Source organism: Aminobacter sp. MSH1 (genome assembly GCF_003071665.1).
Lineage (GTDB): Bacteria > Pseudomonadota > Alphaproteobacteria > Rhizobiales > Rhizobiaceae > Aminobacter > Aminobacter niigataensis.
The window spans coordinates 4,321,047-4,339,062 of the sequence record NZ_CP026265.1 but is presented as its reverse complement, the minus strand read 5'-3'; the positions used below and the strand labels follow the sequence as shown (position 1 = coordinate 4,339,062).

25 protein-coding genes are annotated in these 18,016 nt (G+C 63.9%); 17 read left to right on the top strand and 8 right to left on the bottom strand.

Going from position 1 to position 18,016, the window contains the following annotated elements:
• Positions 1-8 precede the first annotated feature (8 nt).
• From CO731_RS21385 to CO731_RS21355, 7 genes are all read left to right on the top strand, one after another.
• On the top strand, positions 9-398 hold the full coding sequence (locus tag CO731_RS21385; RefSeq protein WP_108608748.1) for a metalloregulator ArsR/SmtB family transcription factor: 390 nt from the start codon (positions 9-11) through the stop codon (positions 396-398).
• On the top strand, positions 395-961 hold the full coding sequence (locus CO731_RS21380; protein WP_108608747.1) for an SRPBCC family protein: 567 nt from the start codon (positions 395-397) through the stop codon (positions 959-961). The genes CO731_RS21385 and CO731_RS21380 overlap by 4 nt, the downstream gene beginning before the upstream one ends.
• A gap of 1 nt (position 962) precedes the next feature.
• The gene (locus tag CO731_RS21375; protein WP_108608746.1) at positions 963-1,754 is read left to right on the top strand and encodes an SDR family oxidoreductase; all 792 of its coding nucleotides are present in this window, start codon (positions 963-965) and stop codon (positions 1,752-1,754) included.
• Between the two features lie 64 nt (positions 1,755-1,818).
• Positions 1,819-2,091, top strand: a complete 273-nt coding sequence (locus CO731_RS21370) for a DUF3303 family protein (protein ID WP_108609973.1) — start codon at positions 1,819-1,821, stop codon at positions 2,089-2,091.
• Positions 2,092-2,175: 84 nt separating this feature from the next.
• Positions 2,176-2,559, top strand: coding sequence for a DUF4087 domain-containing protein (locus CO731_RS21365; protein ID WP_108609972.1), 384 nt, complete (start codon positions 2,176-2,178; stop codon positions 2,557-2,559).
• Positions 2,560-2,646: 87 nt separating this feature from the next.
• Positions 2,647-3,831: a low temperature requirement protein A gene (locus CO731_RS21360; RefSeq protein ID WP_108608745.1), complete on the top strand. Its 1,185-nt coding sequence runs from the start codon at positions 2,647-2,649 to the stop codon at positions 3,829-3,831.
• 52 nt (positions 3,832-3,883) lie between these two features.
• Complete coding sequence (locus tag CO731_RS21355; protein WP_108608744.1) at positions 3,884-4,510, top strand: glutathione S-transferase family protein; 627 nt, start codon at positions 3,884-3,886, stop codon at positions 4,508-4,510.
• Here CO731_RS21355 and CO731_RS21350 read toward each other — a convergent pair whose 3' ends face one another.
• Entirely contained in the window at positions 4,511-5,125 is a 615-nt protein-coding gene (locus CO731_RS21350; RefSeq protein ID WP_199914645.1) for an HD family hydrolase, read from the bottom strand.
• The gene (locus CO731_RS21345; protein ID WP_108608742.1) at positions 5,122-5,976 is read right to left on the bottom strand and encodes a folate-binding protein YgfZ; all 855 of its coding nucleotides are present in this window, start codon (positions 5,974-5,976) and stop codon (positions 5,122-5,124) included. The genes CO731_RS21350 and CO731_RS21345 overlap by 4 nt, the downstream gene beginning before the upstream one ends.
• A 71-nt stretch (positions 5,977-6,047) precedes the next feature.
• Between CO731_RS21345 and CO731_RS21340 the strand changes: the two genes are divergently transcribed.
• Entirely contained in the window at positions 6,048-7,379 is a 1,332-nt protein-coding gene (locus CO731_RS21340; RefSeq protein WP_108608741.1) for a dihydroorotase, read from the top strand.
• A gap of 524 nt (positions 7,380-7,903) precedes the next feature.
• Here the strand turns inward: CO731_RS21340 and CO731_RS21335 are convergent.
• The 5 genes from CO731_RS21335 to CO731_RS21315 all read right to left on the bottom strand — a co-directional run bounded on the left by CO731_RS21335 (position 7,904) and on the right by CO731_RS21315 (position 10,775).
• A complete protein-coding gene (locus tag CO731_RS21335; RefSeq protein WP_108609971.1) occupies positions 7,904-8,716 on the bottom strand; it encodes a hypothetical protein in 813 nt (270 codons plus the stop codon).
• Between the two features lie 182 nt (positions 8,717-8,898).
• Complete coding sequence (locus tag CO731_RS21330; RefSeq protein WP_055978591.1) at positions 8,899-9,156, bottom strand: hypothetical protein; 258 nt, start codon at positions 9,154-9,156, stop codon at positions 8,899-8,901.
• A 133-nt stretch (positions 9,157-9,289) separates the two neighbouring features.
• Positions 9,290-9,667, bottom strand: coding sequence for a TIGR02301 family protein (locus CO731_RS21325; protein ID WP_108608740.1), 378 nt, complete (start codon positions 9,665-9,667; stop codon positions 9,290-9,292).
• 58 nt (positions 9,668-9,725) lie between these two features.
• Positions 9,726-10,148: an NUDIX domain-containing protein gene (locus tag CO731_RS21320; RefSeq protein WP_108608739.1), complete on the bottom strand. Its 423-nt coding sequence runs from the start codon at positions 10,146-10,148 to the stop codon at positions 9,726-9,728.
• 75 nt (positions 10,149-10,223) lie between these two features.
• Positions 10,224-10,775 carry a class I SAM-dependent methyltransferase gene (locus CO731_RS21315; RefSeq protein WP_159091676.1) on the bottom strand — a complete coding sequence of 184 codons (552 nt, stop codon included), beginning with the start codon at positions 10,773-10,775 and terminating at the stop codon, positions 10,224-10,226.
• Between the two features lie 494 nt (positions 10,776-11,269).
• On the opposite strand from CO731_RS21315, the gene CO731_RS21310 reads away from it, so the two are divergent.
• On the top strand, positions 11,270-12,049 hold the full coding sequence (locus CO731_RS21310; RefSeq protein WP_108608737.1) for an SOS response-associated peptidase: 780 nt from the start codon (positions 11,270-11,272) through the stop codon (positions 12,047-12,049).
• Between the two features lie 20 nt (positions 12,050-12,069).
• Positions 12,070-12,690, top strand: coding sequence for a LysE/ArgO family amino acid transporter (locus tag CO731_RS21305; RefSeq protein ID WP_108608736.1), 621 nt, complete (start codon positions 12,070-12,072; stop codon positions 12,688-12,690).
• On the opposite strand, the gene CO731_RS21300 is transcribed toward CO731_RS21305, so the two are convergent.
• Positions 12,673-12,828, bottom strand: coding sequence for a transcriptional regulator (locus CO731_RS21300; RefSeq protein WP_108608735.1), 156 nt, complete (start codon positions 12,826-12,828; stop codon positions 12,673-12,675). The genes CO731_RS21305 and CO731_RS21300 overlap by 18 nt on opposite strands.
• Before the next feature lie 348 nt (positions 12,829-13,176).
• Here CO731_RS21300 and cysS point away from each other — a divergent pair, with 348 nt between their 5' ends.
• The 7 genes from cysS to pip all read left to right on the top strand — a co-directional run bounded on the left by cysS (position 13,177) and on the right by pip (position 18,015).
• The gene (gene cysS / locus CO731_RS21295) at positions 13,177-14,613 is read left to right on the top strand and encodes a cysteine--tRNA ligase (RefSeq protein WP_245439443.1); all 1,437 of its coding nucleotides are present in this window, start codon (positions 13,177-13,179) and stop codon (positions 14,611-14,613) included.
• A 223-nt stretch (positions 14,614-14,836) separates the two neighbouring features.
• Positions 14,837-15,235 (top strand): DUF559 domain-containing protein, encoded by a 399-nt coding sequence (locus tag CO731_RS21285; protein ID WP_108608734.1) that lies wholly within the window; start codon positions 14,837-14,839, stop codon positions 15,233-15,235.
• Positions 15,232-15,612 (top strand): VOC family protein, encoded by a 381-nt coding sequence (locus CO731_RS21280; protein WP_108608733.1) that lies wholly within the window; start codon positions 15,232-15,234, stop codon positions 15,610-15,612. Before CO731_RS21285 ends, CO731_RS21280 begins: the two co-directional genes overlap by 4 nt.
• Before the next feature lie 12 nt (positions 15,613-15,624).
• Positions 15,625-16,116 (top strand): GFA family protein, encoded by a 492-nt coding sequence (locus CO731_RS21275; RefSeq protein WP_108608732.1) that lies wholly within the window; start codon positions 15,625-15,627, stop codon positions 16,114-16,116.
• The gene (locus tag CO731_RS21270; RefSeq protein ID WP_108608731.1) at positions 16,113-16,589 is read left to right on the top strand and encodes a GFA family protein; all 477 of its coding nucleotides are present in this window, start codon (positions 16,113-16,115) and stop codon (positions 16,587-16,589) included. The genes CO731_RS21275 and CO731_RS21270 overlap by 4 nt, the downstream gene beginning before the upstream one ends.
• On the top strand, positions 16,586-17,062 hold the full coding sequence (locus CO731_RS21265) for a GFA family protein (protein WP_108608730.1): 477 nt from the start codon (positions 16,586-16,588) through the stop codon (positions 17,060-17,062). Before CO731_RS21270 ends, CO731_RS21265 begins: the two co-directional genes overlap by 4 nt.
• Positions 17,059-18,015, top strand: a complete 957-nt coding sequence (pip, locus tag CO731_RS21260) for a prolyl aminopeptidase (protein WP_108608729.1) — start codon at positions 17,059-17,061, stop codon at positions 18,013-18,015. The genes CO731_RS21265 and pip overlap by 4 nt, the downstream gene beginning before the upstream one ends.
• The last annotated feature ends 1 nt before the right edge of the window (position 18,016 follow it).

Sequence of the window (18,016 nt, the reverse complement as noted above, 5' to 3'; positions counted from 1 at the left end):
TCAACCTTATGGTTGAAGATTCAGAGCGTCTCGACACAATTTTTCACGCGCTGTCCGACCCGACCCGCAGGGCGATGCTCAACGGGCTGGCCAGGGGGCCGTGCAATGTTGGCGACCTGGCAGCACCCTTCGACATGTCGCTGGCCGCGGCGTCCAAGCACATCAAGGTGCTGGAAAAGGCGGGGCTGGTGAAACGCAGCGTCCAGGGGCGCACGCACGTCTGCAGCCTCGACGCGCTGCCCATGCATGCCGGCGTCGAATGGATGCGGCACTACGAGAAGTTCTGGAACCAGCAACTCGATGTCCTCGAAGCCCTTCTGGTGGCCGAGGATCGCGGCGAGGCGAAGAAGCAAACCGAAACAAACACTGACGCGAAGAAGAAAGGGAGTAAGTCATGAACATCCACACTTCTTATGGCATTGTCACCGAACCCGGCGCGGTGCGCATCGAACGTCTGCTGCCTGGGCCTATCGAGCGCATCTGGAGCTATCTGACCGACTCGGACAAGCGCCGGCAGTGGCTCGCCGGCGGGCCGATGGAGCTGAAGCTTGGCGGACATGTCGAAAACGTCTTCCGCAATTCTGAACTGACCCGCAACGACGATCCGCCGCCGGCACACATGGCCGCTTTCGCCGAGCATCGGGTGCCTGGCGAGGTCATCGCCTGCGAGCCGCCGCATCTGCTCGCTTACAGCTGGGGCGGCGCACCGGGCGAAAGCTCGGAAGTGCGCTTCGAACTGGCAACCCGCAACGGCAAGGTGCTGCTGACGGTGACCCACCGCCGTCTCGCCGAAGACGGTGCACTGCTGAACGTCGCCGCCGGCTGGCACACCCATCTCGATATATTGGCAGCCAGGCTTGAGGGTAGCGAACCCGACGGGTTCTGGAGGACGCACACGCGGCTCGTCGCCGAGTACGGCCGGCGCATCGACGGTTCGCAGACGGCTGCCAAGGGAGGGTGAGATGCTGCTCAAGAACAGGACGGCCATCGTCTATGGCGGCGGTGGCGCGATCGGAGGGGCCGCGGCCAGGGCATTTGCCCGCGACGGCGCCCGCGTTTTCCTGGCCGGGCGCACGCCGGACAGGCTGGAAATGGTCGCGGGCCAGATCCGCGCTGAAGGCGGCTTTGCCGAAACGGCGGTGCTGGACGCGCTTGACGAGGAGGCGGTCGAGCGCCACGCCGCCGAAGTGGCGACACAGGCCGGCGGCATCGACATAGCCATGAATGCGGTCGGCATTGCCCATGTGCAGGGCACGCCGTTCGGCGAGCTGTCGCTTGCCGATTTCGAGACGCCGGTCGCGGGTTATGCCAGGAGCAACTTCGTCACCGCAAAAGCCGTGGCGCGGCACATGCGGGGCAAGGGCGTGATCCTGACCCTGTCGACGCCAGGCGCGCGCCTGTCAGGCGTGGGCTTCCTCGGCAACGGCGTCGCCAGTGCCGCGGTCGAAGCGCTGTCGCGCATCCTCGCCGGCGAGCTTGGTCCGCGCGGCATAAGGGTGATCTGCCTCCGCCCGGACGCCATCCCCGAATCTTTGGCCGCGTCGCATGTGCGCAGCGCTTTCGAGGGCTTTGCCGAGCGCGCGGGCATGAGCGTTGACGACATGCTCGCCGCCCGTGCAGCGTCGGGGCCGTTGCTCCGGCGCTTCCCCACCTTGGCCGAGATCGGCGATTTCGCTGCCTTCGTTGCCTCCGACCGCGCGGGCGCAATGACCGGCGCGATCGCCAATCTGAGTTGCGGCACGTTGGTCGACTGACCGCTGCCTTGCCAATTCCGGCGTCCCCTGATCTTCTTCGATGGAGAGCGGGGACACGAACGACATGCTTTTCTTTGTCATCGAGGATTTTCGCGGGCGCGATCCGAAGGCGATCTATCGCCGGTTTCGCGACAAGGGGCGGCTCGCGCCGGAGGGCTTCGTCGTCCACCACAGCTGGATCGCGGCCGACATGAGCCGCTGCTTCATGCTGGTGGAAGCCGACGACGTGACGCTGCTCCAGCGCTGGGTCGTCGAATGGGCCGACCTCGTCGGCTTCGAGATCGTGCCGGTGGCGACGAGCAAGGACACCGCCGCGGGGCTTGCCCCGCATCTCTGACGCGGGTGTGGTCGCCCGTCGTATCAATCGACGCTTGCAAAAGACTTCGGGCCTTGTTTTCCTGCCGAAGCGTTGGAGGCACGCATGCGGCGGATTCTCTTCCTTGCAGCTGGAGCACTCGTCGTCGCGTCGCTGACCGCGGCCTCGGCGGCCGAACGGCGCTGCGGCTGGTACGCAAGCCCGACGCCGGGCAATCTCTGGCTCATCGACAAGGACGCCACCTGGACGATCACTTCGCAGGGCGAGGCGGACGGGGCCGATGCCTTCGACGTTGACAAGGCGCCGGACTTCGATCCCAGGCAGTTTGTCGAGACCAATGTGCCGGGGGCTGGCTACGGCTATGGCTGCGCTTGCATGACCGTCGAAACCGACGCCAGACAGCAGCGCATCACCAAGGTGTTTGCCGGCGACATCCTGCCGTTGCGCAAATGCAAGGCCGACAGGTCGCTGCCACCGCCACCGGATTGACCATCGGGTCGGAACGACGCGATGCGTTGGCCTGAGTTGCGGCCGCCCGGAACGGCCATTTTTGATCGTGCATAAGAGGGGACGGACATGGCATTGACCGGCGCGAGCCACAACTATCAGCGCGTACGGCGGGAGGGCGAAAGCGCCAGGGTCGAGTTCGTCGAACTGTTCTTCGATCTTGTCTTCGTCTTTGCGGTGACGCAGCTGTCGCATTTCCTGCTCAAGGACCTGTCGCTCGAAGGCACGCTCGAAGCGGTACTGATGCTCGTCGCCGTGTGGTGGGTGTGGAATTACACCGCCTGGGTGACCAACTGGCTCGACCCCAACCGCCGGCCGGTGCGTGGCATGATGTTCGCGCTGATGCTCGGCGGGCTGATGCTGTCGACGTCGATCCCCGAGGCATTCGAGGCGCGCGGGCTGCAGTTCGCTGCCGCCTATGTGTTCATGCAACTGGGCCGCACCCTGTTCATGATGTGGGCGCTCAGGCGTCACAATCCTGCAAATCATACCAATTTCGTACGGATCGCCATCTGGGTCTGCCTGGCGAGCGTGTTCTGGATCGCCGGTGGCATTGCCAGTCCCGAGAACCGTTTTGCGATCTGGGCCGTAGCGCTGGCAATAGAACTCATTTCGCCGGCCTGCGGGTTCTGGACGCCGTGGCACGGCGCCTCAACGACCGCCGACTGGGACGTCGATCCCGACCATATGGCTGAGCGCAATGGGCTTTTCATCATCATCGCACTGGGCGAATCGATCCTCGTCTCGGGCGCAACCTTTGCCGAGCTCGAATGGACATGGGTCAATTTCGCGGCCTTCCTGACAACCTTCTTCGCCTCGGTGGCGATGTGGCTGATCTACTTCAATGTCGGCCAGGAGGCGGCACATCACCGCATTTCGTCGGCCACGGACAAGGGGCGGATCGCCCGTGTCGCCTACACCTATATCCCCGTGCTGCTTGTGGCCGGCATCATCGTGGTGGCCGTGTCGGACGAGCTGATTCTCGCCCATCCGCTCGGTCATGCGGAGGCTGCCGTGATCTGGACCTCCATCGGCGGCTCGGCGCTCTATCTGGTCGGCAATCTGTTGTTCAAGCGCTACGTCGTCGGCCGCGCGCCGCTGTCGCACATCATCGGCCTGGCGATCCTTGCCGCGATGGTGCCTTTCGCCAGCCAAATGTCGCCGCTGCTGATCGGCGCGGCCACGACCGTGGTCATGGTGCTGGTGACGGTACTCGAATTCAGGGGGCAGCCGGTGCGGCATGCGAAGGCTTGACCGGCGCCCGGCCATGGCGTTCGATCTGTCCTGAACAGTCGAAAGGCGCACCATGATCCTCATCGGCCAGTATGACAGCCCATTCGTCCGCCGCGTCGGCGTAGCACTCCGGCTTTATGGCATTGCCTTCACGCACGAGCCTTGGTCGGCGTTTGGTGACGCCGACAAGATCCGCGCCTACAACCCGCTGACGCGGGTGCCGACGCTGGTTCTCGACAATGGCGAGGTGCTGATCGAGAGCCACGCCATCCTCGACTATCTCGACAGCCTGGCGCCAGGCGGGCTGGCGATGTTCCCGATTGCTGAGCCGGCGCGCCATCAGGCACTGAAGGTCTCGGCGCTGGCGATGGGGCTGGGCGACAAGGCTGTCAGCCTGTTCTACGAGCGGCGGCTGCACAAGGAGGTATCGACCGTCTGGGTGGAGCGCTGCCGCACGCAGATCACGGACGTACTGGCAGTGCTCGAAGCCGATCGCGCGGGACGGGACAGTGACTACTGGTTCGGCGACCGCATCGGCCATGCCGATATCGGGGTGGCATGCGTGCTGCGCTTCATCAACGATGCGCATCAGGGGCTGCTGAACATGGCTGATTTCCCCGCGCTCGCTGCCGACGCCGCACGGCTGGAGACGATGCCGGTGTTCCAGGAGATCAGCCAGGAGTTCATCCCGCCGGCTTGACTACCTGCAGCGCTGTTTTTCGATCGCGGCGAAGCGTTCGAGGAACGTGTCCTGCACGCGTTTTGCCGGCTGCGGTGCAAGGTCGAGCCCGTCGATGGTGATGCCGCGCGGTCGGCCGAAGAACTCGGTCGCCTCGTTCACCGCAAAGCCTGCAAGCCCGGTTGCCTCGAAATAGGCAGCTATCTGGTCGGCGCGCTTGATGTCCTTCTTCAGGCCCACACCGATCTCGGCCGGCAGGCCGAAGCGCAGGTGGATGGCGTGCTGCAGCCGCTCCTCGCAAGCCTTGTAGCCGCCGCCGACCACCGACTTGAACGGCGAGATCATGTCGCCGATGACATATTCAGGCGCGTCGTGCAGCAGAGCGGCGAGTTGCGCATCCGGCGAGGCGGCCGGCACGATTCTGCGGAAGATCTCTTCGACAATCAGCGAATGCTGCGCCACCGAAAAGGCGTGGTCGCCCGAGGTCTGGCCGTTCCAGCGGGCGACGCGGGCGAGGCCATGGGCGATGTCCGATATCTCGACGTCGAGCGGCGAGGGGTCGAGCAGGTCGAGCCGGCGGCCCGACAGCATGCGTTGCCAGGCACGCGGCGGGGCGCCGGGACGATCGGCCATCAGGCGTCTTCCGCGCCGGCGGCTTCCGGATAGGTGAAGCCAGCCCAGCCAGGGATTGCGGGGGTGATGGCAACGTCGCCGGCGGTGATTTCGGCGCCTGCGTCGAGCGCGGCCTTCACCCGGTCGATGCGGGCGATGGCGATGCCCGTCGTTCCCGAAACCGAGCCGAGGGTGCCGACCAACTTGCCGCCCGAGACAAGGTCGGTACCGGGCGCGGGGAGGTCGGAAGCAGCCGAGACCAGAAGCACGCGCCGCCGGGCGGTGCCGCGATGCTGCATGCGCGATACGACTTCCTGGCCGATGAAACAGCCTTTTTTGAAGCCGACGCCTCCCATCAGGTCGAGCAGCACGTCGTGCGGAAAGGCATCGCTGAGCGCGTAGTCGGGGCCGCTCTCGGCGACACCGTTGGCGATGCGGAAGGCGTGCCAATCGGCTTCGCTGGCATCGGCGACGGGTGCTGCGCCATAGTGACGGAAGACGGGGGACAGGAAGCGGCTGTCGCGGACAGTTGAATCAGATTGCGAGGCAGCTGAATCATCTTGCCATGAGACAGCGATATCAGGTTGATCCTGCTTCGATATTTCGGCTTTCGCGCGCAGTCTGTAGAGCGTCAGGCGGCGGACGAAATCGTCGGCGATGTCGGCGCGGCATTCGAGTCGGAGCGCGTTTTCGCCGCTGCGCGACACCAGGAAATCGAACATGATCTTGCCCTGCGGGGCGAGCAGCGCGCCTGGCCTGGCTTCACGGTCACGCAGTGCATCCAGATCGAGCGTCAGGATGTTCTGCAGGAAATGCTCGGCATCGGGGCCGGAAACATCGATGATGGCGCGGTCTGCGAGAGTGGCTGTCGGCATGGACCTGATCTTGCATTTCTGAGAGCCATTACGTAAGCCGCAGGCAATTCCCAGACAAGGGCACGCGCGACATGGCTACCACCTTCGATCTCATCCTCAAGGGCGGCACGGTCGTCAACCATGACGGCATCGGCGTCCGCGACGTCGGCGTCACCAATGGCCGGATCGCCGCCATCGGCAATCTGGGCAGCGCATCGGCCGGCGAGACCATCGATTGCCTCGGCCTGCACATCCTGCCCGGCGTGGTCGACAGCCAGGTGCATTTCCGCGAGCCGGGGCTGGAGCACAAGGAAGATCTGGAGAGCGGTTCGCGCGCGGCGGTGCTGGGCGGTGTCACCGCCGTCTTCGAGATGCCCAACACCAATCCGCTGACGACGAGCGAGGCAGCTCTTGCCGACAAGGTCAGCCGCGCGACGGCGCGCATGCATTGCGACTTCGCCTTCTGGGTCGGTGGCACGCGCGAGAACGCGAAAGACGTTGCGGAACTGGAACGCCTGCCGGGCGTTGCCGGCATCAAGGTATTCATGGGGTCGTCCACCGGCGATCTTCTGGTCGAGGACGACGAGGGCGTGGCCTCCATCCTGCGCAACACCCGCCGTCGCGCCGCCTTCCATTCCGAGGACGAGTTCCGCCTGCGCGAGCGCCAGGGCCTGCGCATCGAGAACGACCCGTCTTCGCACCCGATCTGGCGCGACGAGATCGCCGCGCTCCAGTGCACCGAGCGTCTGGTGCGGATCGCACGGCAGGAGCGCGCGCGCATCCACGTGCTGCATATCTCGACGGCCGAGGAGATCGCCTTCCTTGAACACCACAAGGATGTTGCCACCTGCGAGGCGACGCCGCACCACCTGACGATGAGCGCGGACGATTATGCCCGCCTCGGCACGCTGCTGCAGATGAACCCGCCGGTGCGCGCCGCCCGCCACCGCGACGGCATCTGGCACGGCATCGGCCAGGGCGTCGTCGACGTGCTCGGCTCCGACCACGCGCCGCACACGCTTGCCGAAAAGGCAAAACCTTATCCGGCCTCGCCCTCGGGCATGACAGGCGTGCAGACGCTGGTGCCGATCATGCTCGACCATGTGAACGCCGGCCGGCTGACGCTGGAGCGCTTCGTCGATCTCGCCAGCCACGGTCCCAACCGCATCTTCGGCATGGCGCGCAAGGGCCGCATCGCCGCCGGCTACGACGCCGACTTCACCGTCGTCGACATGAAGCGCAAGGAAACCATCACCAACGCCCAGGCCGGTTCGAAGGCCGGCTGGACGCCCTATGACGGCAAGCAGGTCACCGGCTGGCCGGTCGGCACCATCGTCCGCGGCACCCGCGTGATGTGGCAGGGCGAGATCACCACGCCGTCGCAGGGCAGGGCGGTGGAGTTTTCGGAAGCGGTGGTGCGGTAGGTTCTTCTCCCCCTTGTGCGATAACCCGGGGGCCGGGTGAGGGAGGTCGCAGTACGCTGCGACCACACCGACGCGATGTGTCGACCCGTGGGCTAGGTCCGCTTTTCTTGACCGGTTCTGACGCCGCCACCGTCACGGCATGGATTCCCGACACTCTCCGCTCGTTCCTCGCTCACGAGGTCGGGAACGACGGGTGGCAGGGATGTGGCCGCCAATTTTCAGCCTTGGTGATTTGCATATGCGCAAAGACGTTGGCGATGACCTACACAAAAAACGTTCGCGATTGGCCAACCGGTAGATGAAGCCGTCATTCCCGACCTCGTGAGCGAGGAACGAGCGGAGAGTGTCGGGAATCCATGCCGTGACGGTAAGACCAACTGGGGCGGCACGCATGGTTTAGCGCCTAGAGCCGGCGACTGCTGATCAGGGCGTGCCTACGCGCACCAACTGAGGCTCGAGGCGCTGCCCCTCATCCGGCCTTTCGGGCCACCTTCTCCCCGTAAACGGGGCGAAGGGAAAAAGAATCAATCTCCCGCCACGAAGAACGCCCAGCGGCCGTCCGGCGTGATGCCGAGACGGTAGAAGACATATGTGCCGTACTGCTTCATGTCCTCGTAATCGCCGGCGGTCACGATCTTGAACAGCTCGACCTTCTGACGCGCGTCGAGCTTTTCGAGCGGGATGCCGAAGAAATAGGGCCAGACATAAAGGTCCTCGTCGGTGCCTTCGCCGAGATGCACGTAGCCGGCGTTTAGCACCTCTTCCATGATGGCCAGCAGTTCCTGGCCTTCGCCGTCGCCGGACAGGCCCTTGATGAAGGCGATCGGGTCGCCCTCGATCTCGCCGAACGACAGTTGCGGCATGGATTCGCCCTGGCCGATCAGCGGCCGGAGCTTTTCGATGTCGCCGGTCTTGGCCGCCTCGACAAGCAGGTTGCGCATGCGCGCGACGGGCTCTGGCAGGCGGCTGAGGTCGTAGACGATCTCGGGCAGCGGGCCATCGGGATCGAGATGCGGCGCGGCGGGCCCCGTGGCGTCGGGCGCGTCCGGCTCGGCGTCCTGCGGCTCGGCCGGTTGATCTTCGGGCGCTTCTTCGCTTCCGCCAGGCGCGCTGGCCGCCGGAGGCGCCTGGATCGGGTCGGGCATCGGCACCGAATTTTCAGGCCCAGTGCCCTCATCTGTTGCAGGCGGGGTGACGGGCGCTGGGATCTCTTCGCGCTTGATCTCGCTCAGTGCAAGAGCGCTGGTGGCAGTCAGCGAAAAGGCAAACGAAGCGGCAAGGCCGAGAGCCGCGATGCGCAACGCGCCGCGGGCCGTAATTTCAGTCTTTGGCCGCATCAGAACTACGCTCCGGTCTTCCCAGGCGCCGTGCATCCGATCCGGATGCGCGATTGGCGCCCTAAACTGCAAAACCTGCGCATCGTGCTCGCCGAAACGCGATTCGGGTCGCAGGCCGATGCCAGTGATGTGCCGGCATGATGCCGAAACCGCGTCGGCTAGTCAAAGAACCGGGATAGCGCTCAATGCCGCAGGCGCAGCGGCTCGAACTCGCCGGCTTCGACCTTGGCGCGCATGCGGTCGAGCATGGCCAGCGCCGCGCGCTCGCCATTGGCGGCCACGATCTCGGCGAAGGCGGTGGCAAGGGCGGCTTCGGCGATGATCTCGGGCTCGATGCCGGCGGAAAGGCCTTCCGCCCATGCCTCGTTGTGGCTCTCGACGGCGGTCAGGCGCTTTTCTTCCCGGACCAGGGCGTCGATATCGCTTACGCTTTGTTCCATTTCGGTCTTTCACCCTGCCAAGCGATCCGGTGATTCGGATCAACTTGAGCTATCCCTTTAATGTCCCGTTAAGACACCTAACACAATCGCCCGTCCGTGTACGGCAGGCAATGCCGGGAAAGTAAATAGCCTGTTAATTACCGTAGCGGGAGGCGATGTCGCGGCTGAGCGCTTCGCCTTCCTTCATGTAGCGCCCGATGGCTTCGGTCGCTGACGGCGTGCAGGCGGTGTAGGTGCCGTCGAACGAACGGTAGCCGCGGTTGAAGGACGCTATGAAGCGGGCGCGGCGTTCGGGCGAGGGGTTCTCGGCCTGCAGCAGCTTTTCCATCTCGCCGCGCCATTGTGTGCCCTTCTCGCCGCAGAGGTTGCGCAGGAAATGCAGCGAGCCCAGAACCTCGGCGAGCCTGAGAAGTCCCGGTTCGAACGGCGCTTCGACGGCCCGCGCTGGCACCGCAAGCACGGTGCTTGCGGCGAGCATCATAGCCATGATGTAGGTCGAAGCGCGCATCATAAGCTTTTGTGGCGAAACAATTTGTCTGCCGCAAGGCCGGCGGCGCGGCTATCCAACGCTATGCGCGCAGGGCGACCGTACCGTCGAGCAGTTCGAGCACGATCTCCAGCGTCGAATCGGTGAGCGGCAGGTGCTCGATCTCGGCGAGGGAGAAGAAAGCAGCTTCGTCGGCGTCATCGGCCGCTACCGGCTCGCTGCGCACATGGCGCGCGCCAAAGACGGTGAGCAGGTAGACCGCGCCACCGTCGTCGCGGCTGTCGATCAGGATTTCGCGCAAGGGAACAAGCGTGCCGACTTCGATCCCGGTCTCTTCCATCAGTTCGCGGCGGGCGGCATCTTCGAGGGTCTCGCCGTTTTCGACACGTCCACCGGGAAAGGCATAGAGGCCCTTCGACGGCGCGCGCCCGCGCCGCACCAGCATGATCGAGCGGTCGCGCAGTACGGCGACGGAGACGGCGGGGACTATTTTCGCGTCGATCATCAACTCTCGCTTGGGTAACGCGTTCCACTGTGGAACAGCCGGCCGCGACTGCTTCGCCGCAGGGCGGCATGCGTGCTATAGCGGCGGAGATTTCTTGCAAAGAAAGACTTCAGTGTATTCACCGAGGATACCGTGCCGCTTATCGGCAAAGCGATAGACCCGAGTGTCGAAATTGGCATCCGCGACTAGCTTGTGAACATCATAGCCGTAGTCAACCGTAACAAGGGAGCCACCCTTCGGGTCAACCGGGTTGCCGTGATATTCGGGTTCTTTCAGGTGCTCAAATGAACCATCCGGCTTCAGTTTTGCTCGATACTCCATAGCCGCTACTTGGGCTTTTCTCACTGGCCAAGTGCACAGCATGCTACCGCCTGGCTTCAGTGTACGGAAAACTTCCCTGAGGGCTGGAACAGGTTCTGGAATATGTTCAAACACATCGAGCGAGATGAAGAGATCGAACTGGTTGTCGGAGAAAGTCTGTTTCTGGAGGTCTTCGTTGCGGAATCCTTTGTATACCTCGCCCAAGGGGACGCCGGGATAGAATTGGGTTCGGACAAGGTTCTTTGCCTCACGATGCAGCTTGATTGAAATTCCACGCTCTATCGGCGAACACTCATGGATCGCCATGCTCCGCCATTCCGGAAAACTCTCTTCGAGAACGAGTGCAAGCGCGCGCTCTCTCGGGACAGATCCGTTAGGGCATGACTGGCATAGGAGGGTGCCGCGCAACCAGTTGCCCGTCGCTCGGAACGTCGAATTGCGTGAGCAGATCGGACAAAAGCCATCGTACTCGAGTAGGAAAGGCCGGGGTGCCAGCGGAGTTGCCTGGCTCTTTGCCCGGCGCCATTTCCGTAGAAGGCTCGAAAGTTGGCTCATGTTCTGGAAATGCTCTGATGATGGGGCATGCCAGCAGCTACTACCATAAGGCAGGAGCTGTCTATCCGCCGAAGGCCATGGAACTGCCTTGATGCCCGAGCTGCGCGAGTATCGCTGATTGTCGTTTTCGACGCGCCGGAACAGACATAAAGGCCCATTGTGGAGCAGCCGGCCATATCCGCATTAGCGGTTGCGGCGGGTGCGATCCATCGCCACTTTCAGACGATGAAGCGAGACATGAGCCGATGTGCGGACGAATAGCGGTGATAGCCTCGCCGGAGGAGACGGCGGCCTTTGTCGGCATAGGCGAGCTCGAGAGCTTTCCCCCGCGCTACAATGTGGCGCCGACACAGCCGATCCTGGTGGTGATGGCCGGGCCGCAGCGCCCGCCGGGTTCGAACCTGCCCGACCGCATGGCGATGCTGGCGCGGTGGGGACTGATTCCGGCCTGGACGAAGAATCCGGCCGACATGCCGCTGCTGTTCAACGCGCGCTCCGAATCGGCAATCGAAAAGGCCTCGTTCAAGACCGCGATGCGCCACCGGCGGGCGCTGATCCCGGTCTCGGGCTTCTATGAGTGGAAGAAGCTGCCGGGCAACCGGCGCCAGCCCTACTGGCTCAGGCCGCGCAAGGGCGGACTGGTGGCGCTTGCCGGTTTGATGGAAACCTGGAGCGAGCCGGGCGGCTCGGAGATCGACACGGCGGCGATCCTGACCACCGGCGCCAGCGCCGACATCCTGCACATCCACGACCGCATGCCGGTGGTGATCCAGCCGGAGGATTTTGCCCGCTGGCTCGACTGCCGTACGCAGGAGCCGCGCGACGTGGCCGAACTGATGCGGCCGGCGCAGCCCGACTTCTTCGAGCAGATCCCGGTGTCGGAGATGGTCAACAAGGTGGCCAACGTCGGCCCCGAGATCCAGGATCGGGTCGAGCCTTTGCCGGAGGCAGCACCTGAACGGGCCGCGAAGCCAAAAGTGGAAAAGCGTAAGTCCAGCGACGACGACCAGATGAAACTGTTCTGACCAGACGCTAGAAGAGCGGCGTGTCCACGCCAGTCCTTTCCGCCGCCCTTTCCGGTTTCCTGCTCGGTGCGTCGCTGATCATTGCGATCGGCGCGCAGAACGCGTTTATCCTGCGCCAGGGGCTGCTGCGCCAGCACGTTTTCATCCTGAGTTTGATCTGCGCGGCCTCGGATGCCTTGCTGATCGCCGCCGGCGTCGCCGGGCTCGGCACGCTGATCGCCCAGTCGCCGCGGCTGATCATGGCCGTGACGGTGGGCGGAGCGCTGTTCCTGTTTACTTATGCGGCGATCGCCTTCCGACGTGCGATGAAGCCCGAGGTGCTCAAGGCGGCCAAAAGCGGCGAGGCCAGGCTGTGGCCGGCGATTGCCGCTTGTCTCGCTTTCACCTTCCTCAACCCGCATGTCTATCTCGACACGGTGGTTCTGCTCGGCGGCCTGTCGGCCGCCTATGAAGGACAGGCACGCCTTGCCTATGGGCTGGGCGCTGCAACGGCATCGTTCGTGTGGTTCTTCGGGCTCGGCTATGGCGCCCGGCTGCTCGAGCCGGTCTTTGCCCGGCCTGCCGCGTGGCGCGTGCTCGATCTCCTGATCGGCCTGGTGATGGCCGCGATCGGCTTGAGCCTGCTAAGCCGCCTTGCTTAGCTTGGGAGACTGCTTGTCTTTCTTCGGCGCGCAGATCAGCGCGGCAAGAATTGCTGCGGGGCCGATGGCCCGGTAGTGCTTGGTGAGTTCTGCGTACTGGCTACGCGCTCGGTCCTGTTCGGATTGTTTTCGTTTCATTGGTCTCTTCCCTTACGTCAACTGTGTTGAGAGCGGCTGCAAATGCTCACTGATTGGGTCGAATTCGTGGCATGCGGCGCCTTTTATCCGGGCAATGTTTCATTACAGTGCCGGGATATTTAATAAATTGTTTCAGTACTGCTTCTGTTCCGGTTTGCGCGGTAAAGTTTCATGACGCAGCGTCTTGACGGCAACACGCCCGCGAGGCGATAAAGCTGGTGATGAAAACGTCTTTCGCCATTTTCGGCATTTGCATTATTGGCTAGCGTTCGCGCTGGTCAGGACGTTTTCGCCTCATCTTCACACGAGACAGGTCAAACGCCCGGGCCAGCAGGCCAGGGGAGTTTTATGTCTGATTCAATGATGAAGTCCGGTGCGTTTCGGGGCCTTCGGCTTACCAACACGCTGACGCGCACGAAGGAGGACTTCGTGCCGATCGATCCGCAAAACGTGCGGATGTATGTCTGCGGGCCGACCGTTTACGACTTCGCCCATATCGGCAATGCTCGCCCGGCGATCGTCTTCGACGTGCTGTTTCGGCTGCTGCGCCACGTCTATGGCGCGGATGCCGTCACCTATGTGCGCAACCTCACCGACCTCGACGACAAGATCAACGCGCGCGCCCTGCGCGACTTCCCCGATCTGCCGCTTAACGAGGCGATCAGGCGCGTCACCGAAAAGACCGCCAACCAGTACCAGGCCGACGTCAAGGCGTTGGGCTGCCTCGAGCCGACAGTCGAGCCGCGGGCGACGGAGTTCGTGCAGCCGCGCGCCGACGGCCGCGCCGACATGATCACCTTGATTCTCAGTCTCATCGAACGCGGCCATGCCTATGAAGCACAAGGCGAAGTGCTGTTCGATACCGGCTCGATGGAAGACTACGGCCAACTGTCGAAGCGCAATCTCGACGAGCAGCAGGCCGGCGCCCGCGTCGAGGTCGAGGCGCACAAGAAGAGCCCTGGCGACTTCGTCTTGTGGAAGGCGTCTTCGGCCGAGGAGCCGGGCTGGTACAGCCCCTGGGGCCGAGGCCGTCCGGGCTGGCACATCGAGTGCTCGGCGATGGCGTCGGCCTATCTCGGCGAGGTCTTCGATATCCATGGCGGCGGGCTCGACCTGATCTTCCCGCACCATGAAAACGAGATCGCCCAGTCGCGCTGCGCCCACGGCACCGAGGTGATGGCCAATTACTGGATGCACAACGGCTTCCTGCAGGTCGAGGGCCAGAAGATGTCCAAGAGCCTGGGCAACTTCTTCACGATCCAAGAATTGCTGGCGACGGAGAATTTCGGTGGCCGCAAATGGCCGGGCGAGGTGCTGAGGCTGGCGATGCTGATGACGCACTACCGCGAGCCGATCGACTTTTCAGTGCGCAAGCTCGAAGAGGCGGAAAACACGCTGCGCAAGTGGAAGCGTGCGGCGGACGGCGCCGGCGAGGCTGAGGCCGAGGTTCCCGCTGGGCTGGTTGCCGCGCTGAGTGACGACCTGGCGACGTCGAGTGTCTTTCAGGGCATGTCGCAGCTGGCCGGCGAAGCGGCTGGGAACGTCGACGCGGCAGCCAGCCTGAAGGCCGCGCTGCTATTCCTGGGATTCGGGCTCGACGCGGCCGAGGTCGACGAAAGCGAGGTTGCGAAATTCATCGCCGAACGACTGGCCTTCATCGCCGCCAAGAACTGGGCCGAGGCCGACCGCATCCGCGACGAGCTTTTGGCCCAGGGCGTGCAGCTCAAGGACGGCAAGGATCCGGTGAGTGGTGAGCGTGTGACGACGTGGGAAGTGAAGCGGTGATGTCTACGCTGCACGGCGTGGAACAGACGGGGCTTCATACCCCCCTCTGCCCTGCCGGGCATCTCCCCCTCAAGGGGGGAGATCAGCAGCTTTTGCGCCTCACATTTTGCTGCAGACGTTCAATGCTTGGTGCTGCGCTTGCGGTTGGGCGACGCATTGATGACGGCGTGATCTCCCCCCTTGAGGGGGAGATGCCCGGCAGGGCAGAGGGGGGCGGTTGCTGATGACCCACTACCCAGTTCCTCAGGCCAATCGTCGGAACGCGCGCAAGATGCGCAAGCAAATGACGGATGCCGAACTGAAGCTCTGGAACGAGCTTAGGGCGCATCGACTGATGGGATTGGGTTTTCGGAGGCAATTGCCAATTGCTGGCTACATAGTCGACTTTGCCTGCCCAACACACAACTTGATTGTCGAGATCGATGGTTTGCAACACGGCTCGGCCGATGTTGCGGAAGCGGATGCTCTGCGTACTGCCAAGTTGCAAGGTCTCGGCTGGACCATGCTCCGGTTCTGGAACGACGACGTGCTTCGCGATATCGACAATGTCTGCCACCATATCGTGATCTCGGCCGGCCAGGGCGGAACGGCCGTCGGCATGAAGGAGGAGTTCGTGCAATGATCGACCACACGGGCATTTCGGTAACGGATTTCGACACGGCAAAGGCCTTCTACGACAAGGCGTTCGCTCCGCTCGGCGCTTCCCTGCTGATGATGGTGCCGGGCGAACATACCGGCGGGGTCAAGGTCGGCGGCTATGGGCGTGAGCGGCCGGTGTTCTGGCTGCACGAGGCGCCAGCCGGGCCGGGACGGCACTATGCCTTCACCGCCCGCAGCCGGGCCGAGGTCGACGCTTTCTATGCCGCGGCGATCGCCGCCGGTGGCCGGGACAATGGCAGACCTGGCCCGCGGCCGCACTATCATCCCGACTATTACGCTGCCTTCGTATTCGATCCCGATGGCAATAACATCGAGGCGGTGTGCCATGCCCCGGCCTGAGGGAACGTTGCCATGAGCCTCGACAACCGGCCTGTCTATTCCGGCGGCTGCCAGTGCGGCGCCGTGCGCTTTCGCATTGAGGGCGCGCTCGGCGACGCCTCGGTCTGCCATTGCCGCATGTGCCAGAAGGCGTTCGGCAATTTCTACGCGCCGCTGGTGTCGGTGCGGCAGGCAAAACTTACATGGACGCGCGGCGAGCCGAAGAAATTCCGCTCCTCGAACTTTGCCTATCGCGGCTTCTGCGGCGAGTGTGGCACGCCATTGAGCTATGAAGCGCCGGATGGCGTGGCCCTGGCGATCGCCGCCTTCGACGAACCGGCCGAGATCGCGCCGATTGTGCAGTGGGGCCTCGAGGGCAAGCTGCCCTATGTCGACCATGTCCATGAATTGCCGGGCTATTCGACCGGGGACGACCCTGATGCGGCCGACTTCGTCAACGACATCGTCTCCTACCAGCATCCCGACCATGACACCGGCAGCTGGCCGCCGGAGGGGCGCACATGAACGCTGCGACGACGGGGGGCTGCCAGTGCGGGGCCGTGCGCTATCGCATCGCCCAGGCGCTGGAGAATGCGCATATCTGCCATTGCCGCATGTGCCAGAAGGCTTCCGGCAACTATTTCCTGCCGCTGGCGCGCACTGCCAAAGCCAAGTTTGCCGTCACGCGCGGCGAGGTCGGCTGGTTCCAGTCGTCAGACATCGTGCGCCGCGGCTTCTGCCGCGATTGCGGGACGCCGCTGCTGTTCGACGTTGTCGACCGCGATACGATCAACGTGGTGCTTGGCTCGCTCGACGAGCCGGCGTCGGTCAAGCCGGAATTCCAGTGCGGACCCGCGGCCAAGATGCCCTGGTTCGGCGAACTGGATGCGGTCGAGCCGTCGGCGGACGAGACGTCCTGGTACGCCGCGATCGCGCCATCGAACCACCAGCACCCCGACCACGACACTGAACAATGGCCACCGGAGAATAGGTCATGACCGAGACTGTTAGATCAGGCGGCTGCCAGTGCGGCGCCGTGCGTTTTCGCATCCGCGGCGCGCTGGGGCGCACCTCGATCTGCCATTGCCGCATGTGCCAGAAGCAGTTCGGCTCTTTCTTCGGCGCTTTCGTTGCGGTTCCGGTTGATGGCATCGAGTGGATCCGCGAGGAACCGAGCTATTTCCAGTCGTCGGTCAACATCGCCCGGGGTTTCTGCCAACGCTGCGGCACACCGATGACCTATCGCCAGCCGGGCGAACTCGAGATCGCTATCGGCACGTTCGACGATCGTTCCGATCTCGCGCCAACTGTCCAGATCAACCATGGCGCGCGCCTGCCGTGGGTCGAGGCGATCTTCGCCGCGCCGCCACATGACAATCCCGACTATTACCGGCGGCAGGAGCAGATCATCTCCTTCCAGCACCCAGACGAGGAAACGGCCAACTGGCCGGAGCATGGGCTGAAACTATGAGCGACGAACTGCGCGGCCTCTATCCCGAGATCGAGCCCTTCGACAGCGGCATGCTGGATGTCGGCGACGGCCACCAGATCTACTGGGAACGCTCCGGCACCAGGGGCGCCAAGCCGGTGGTGTTCCTGCATGGCGGCCCGGGCGGCGCGACCTCGCCGAAGCACCGCCGGCTGTTTGACCCAAAACTCTACGACATCATGCTGTTCGACCAGCGCGGCTGCGGCAAGTCCGTGCCCAACGCCTCCCTTGAAGCCAACACGACCTGGCACCTCGTCGCCGACATCGAGCGGCTGCGAGAGATGGCCGGTTTCGACAAATGGCAGGTGTTCGGCGGTTCCTGGGGCTCGACGCTGGCACTCGCCTATGCCGAAACCCACCCCGACCGCGTCAGTGAGCTCGTGGTGCGCGGCATCTACACGCTGACCCGCGCCGAGCTCGAATGGTACTATCAGTTCGGCGTTTCCGAGATGTTTCCCGACAAGTGGGAGCGCTTCGTTGCCCCGATTCCGGAGGCCGAGCGCGGCGACATGATGGGTGCCTATCGCAAGCGCCTCGTCGGCGACGACCGCAGGGCCAAGGTGGAGGCAGCCCTTGCCTGGAGCCTGTGGGAAGGCGAGACGATCACGCTGTTGCCCGACCCCGAAACCAGCGGCAAGTTCGGCGAGGACGATTTCGCCGTGGCCTTCGCCCGCATCGAGAACCATTATTTCGTCCATGCCGGCTGGATGGACGAAGGACAACTGATCCGCGACGCCCATAAGCTGCGCGACATTCCCGGCGTCATCGTCCATGGGCGCTACGACATGCCGTGCCCGGCGAAATATGCCTGGGCGCTGCACAAGGCCTGGCCGCAGGCCGAATTCCACCTCATCGAAGGCGCCGGACATGCATTTTCGGAACCGGGCATATTGAACCAGTTGGTCCGGGCGACCGACAGGTTCGCAGGGAAATGAC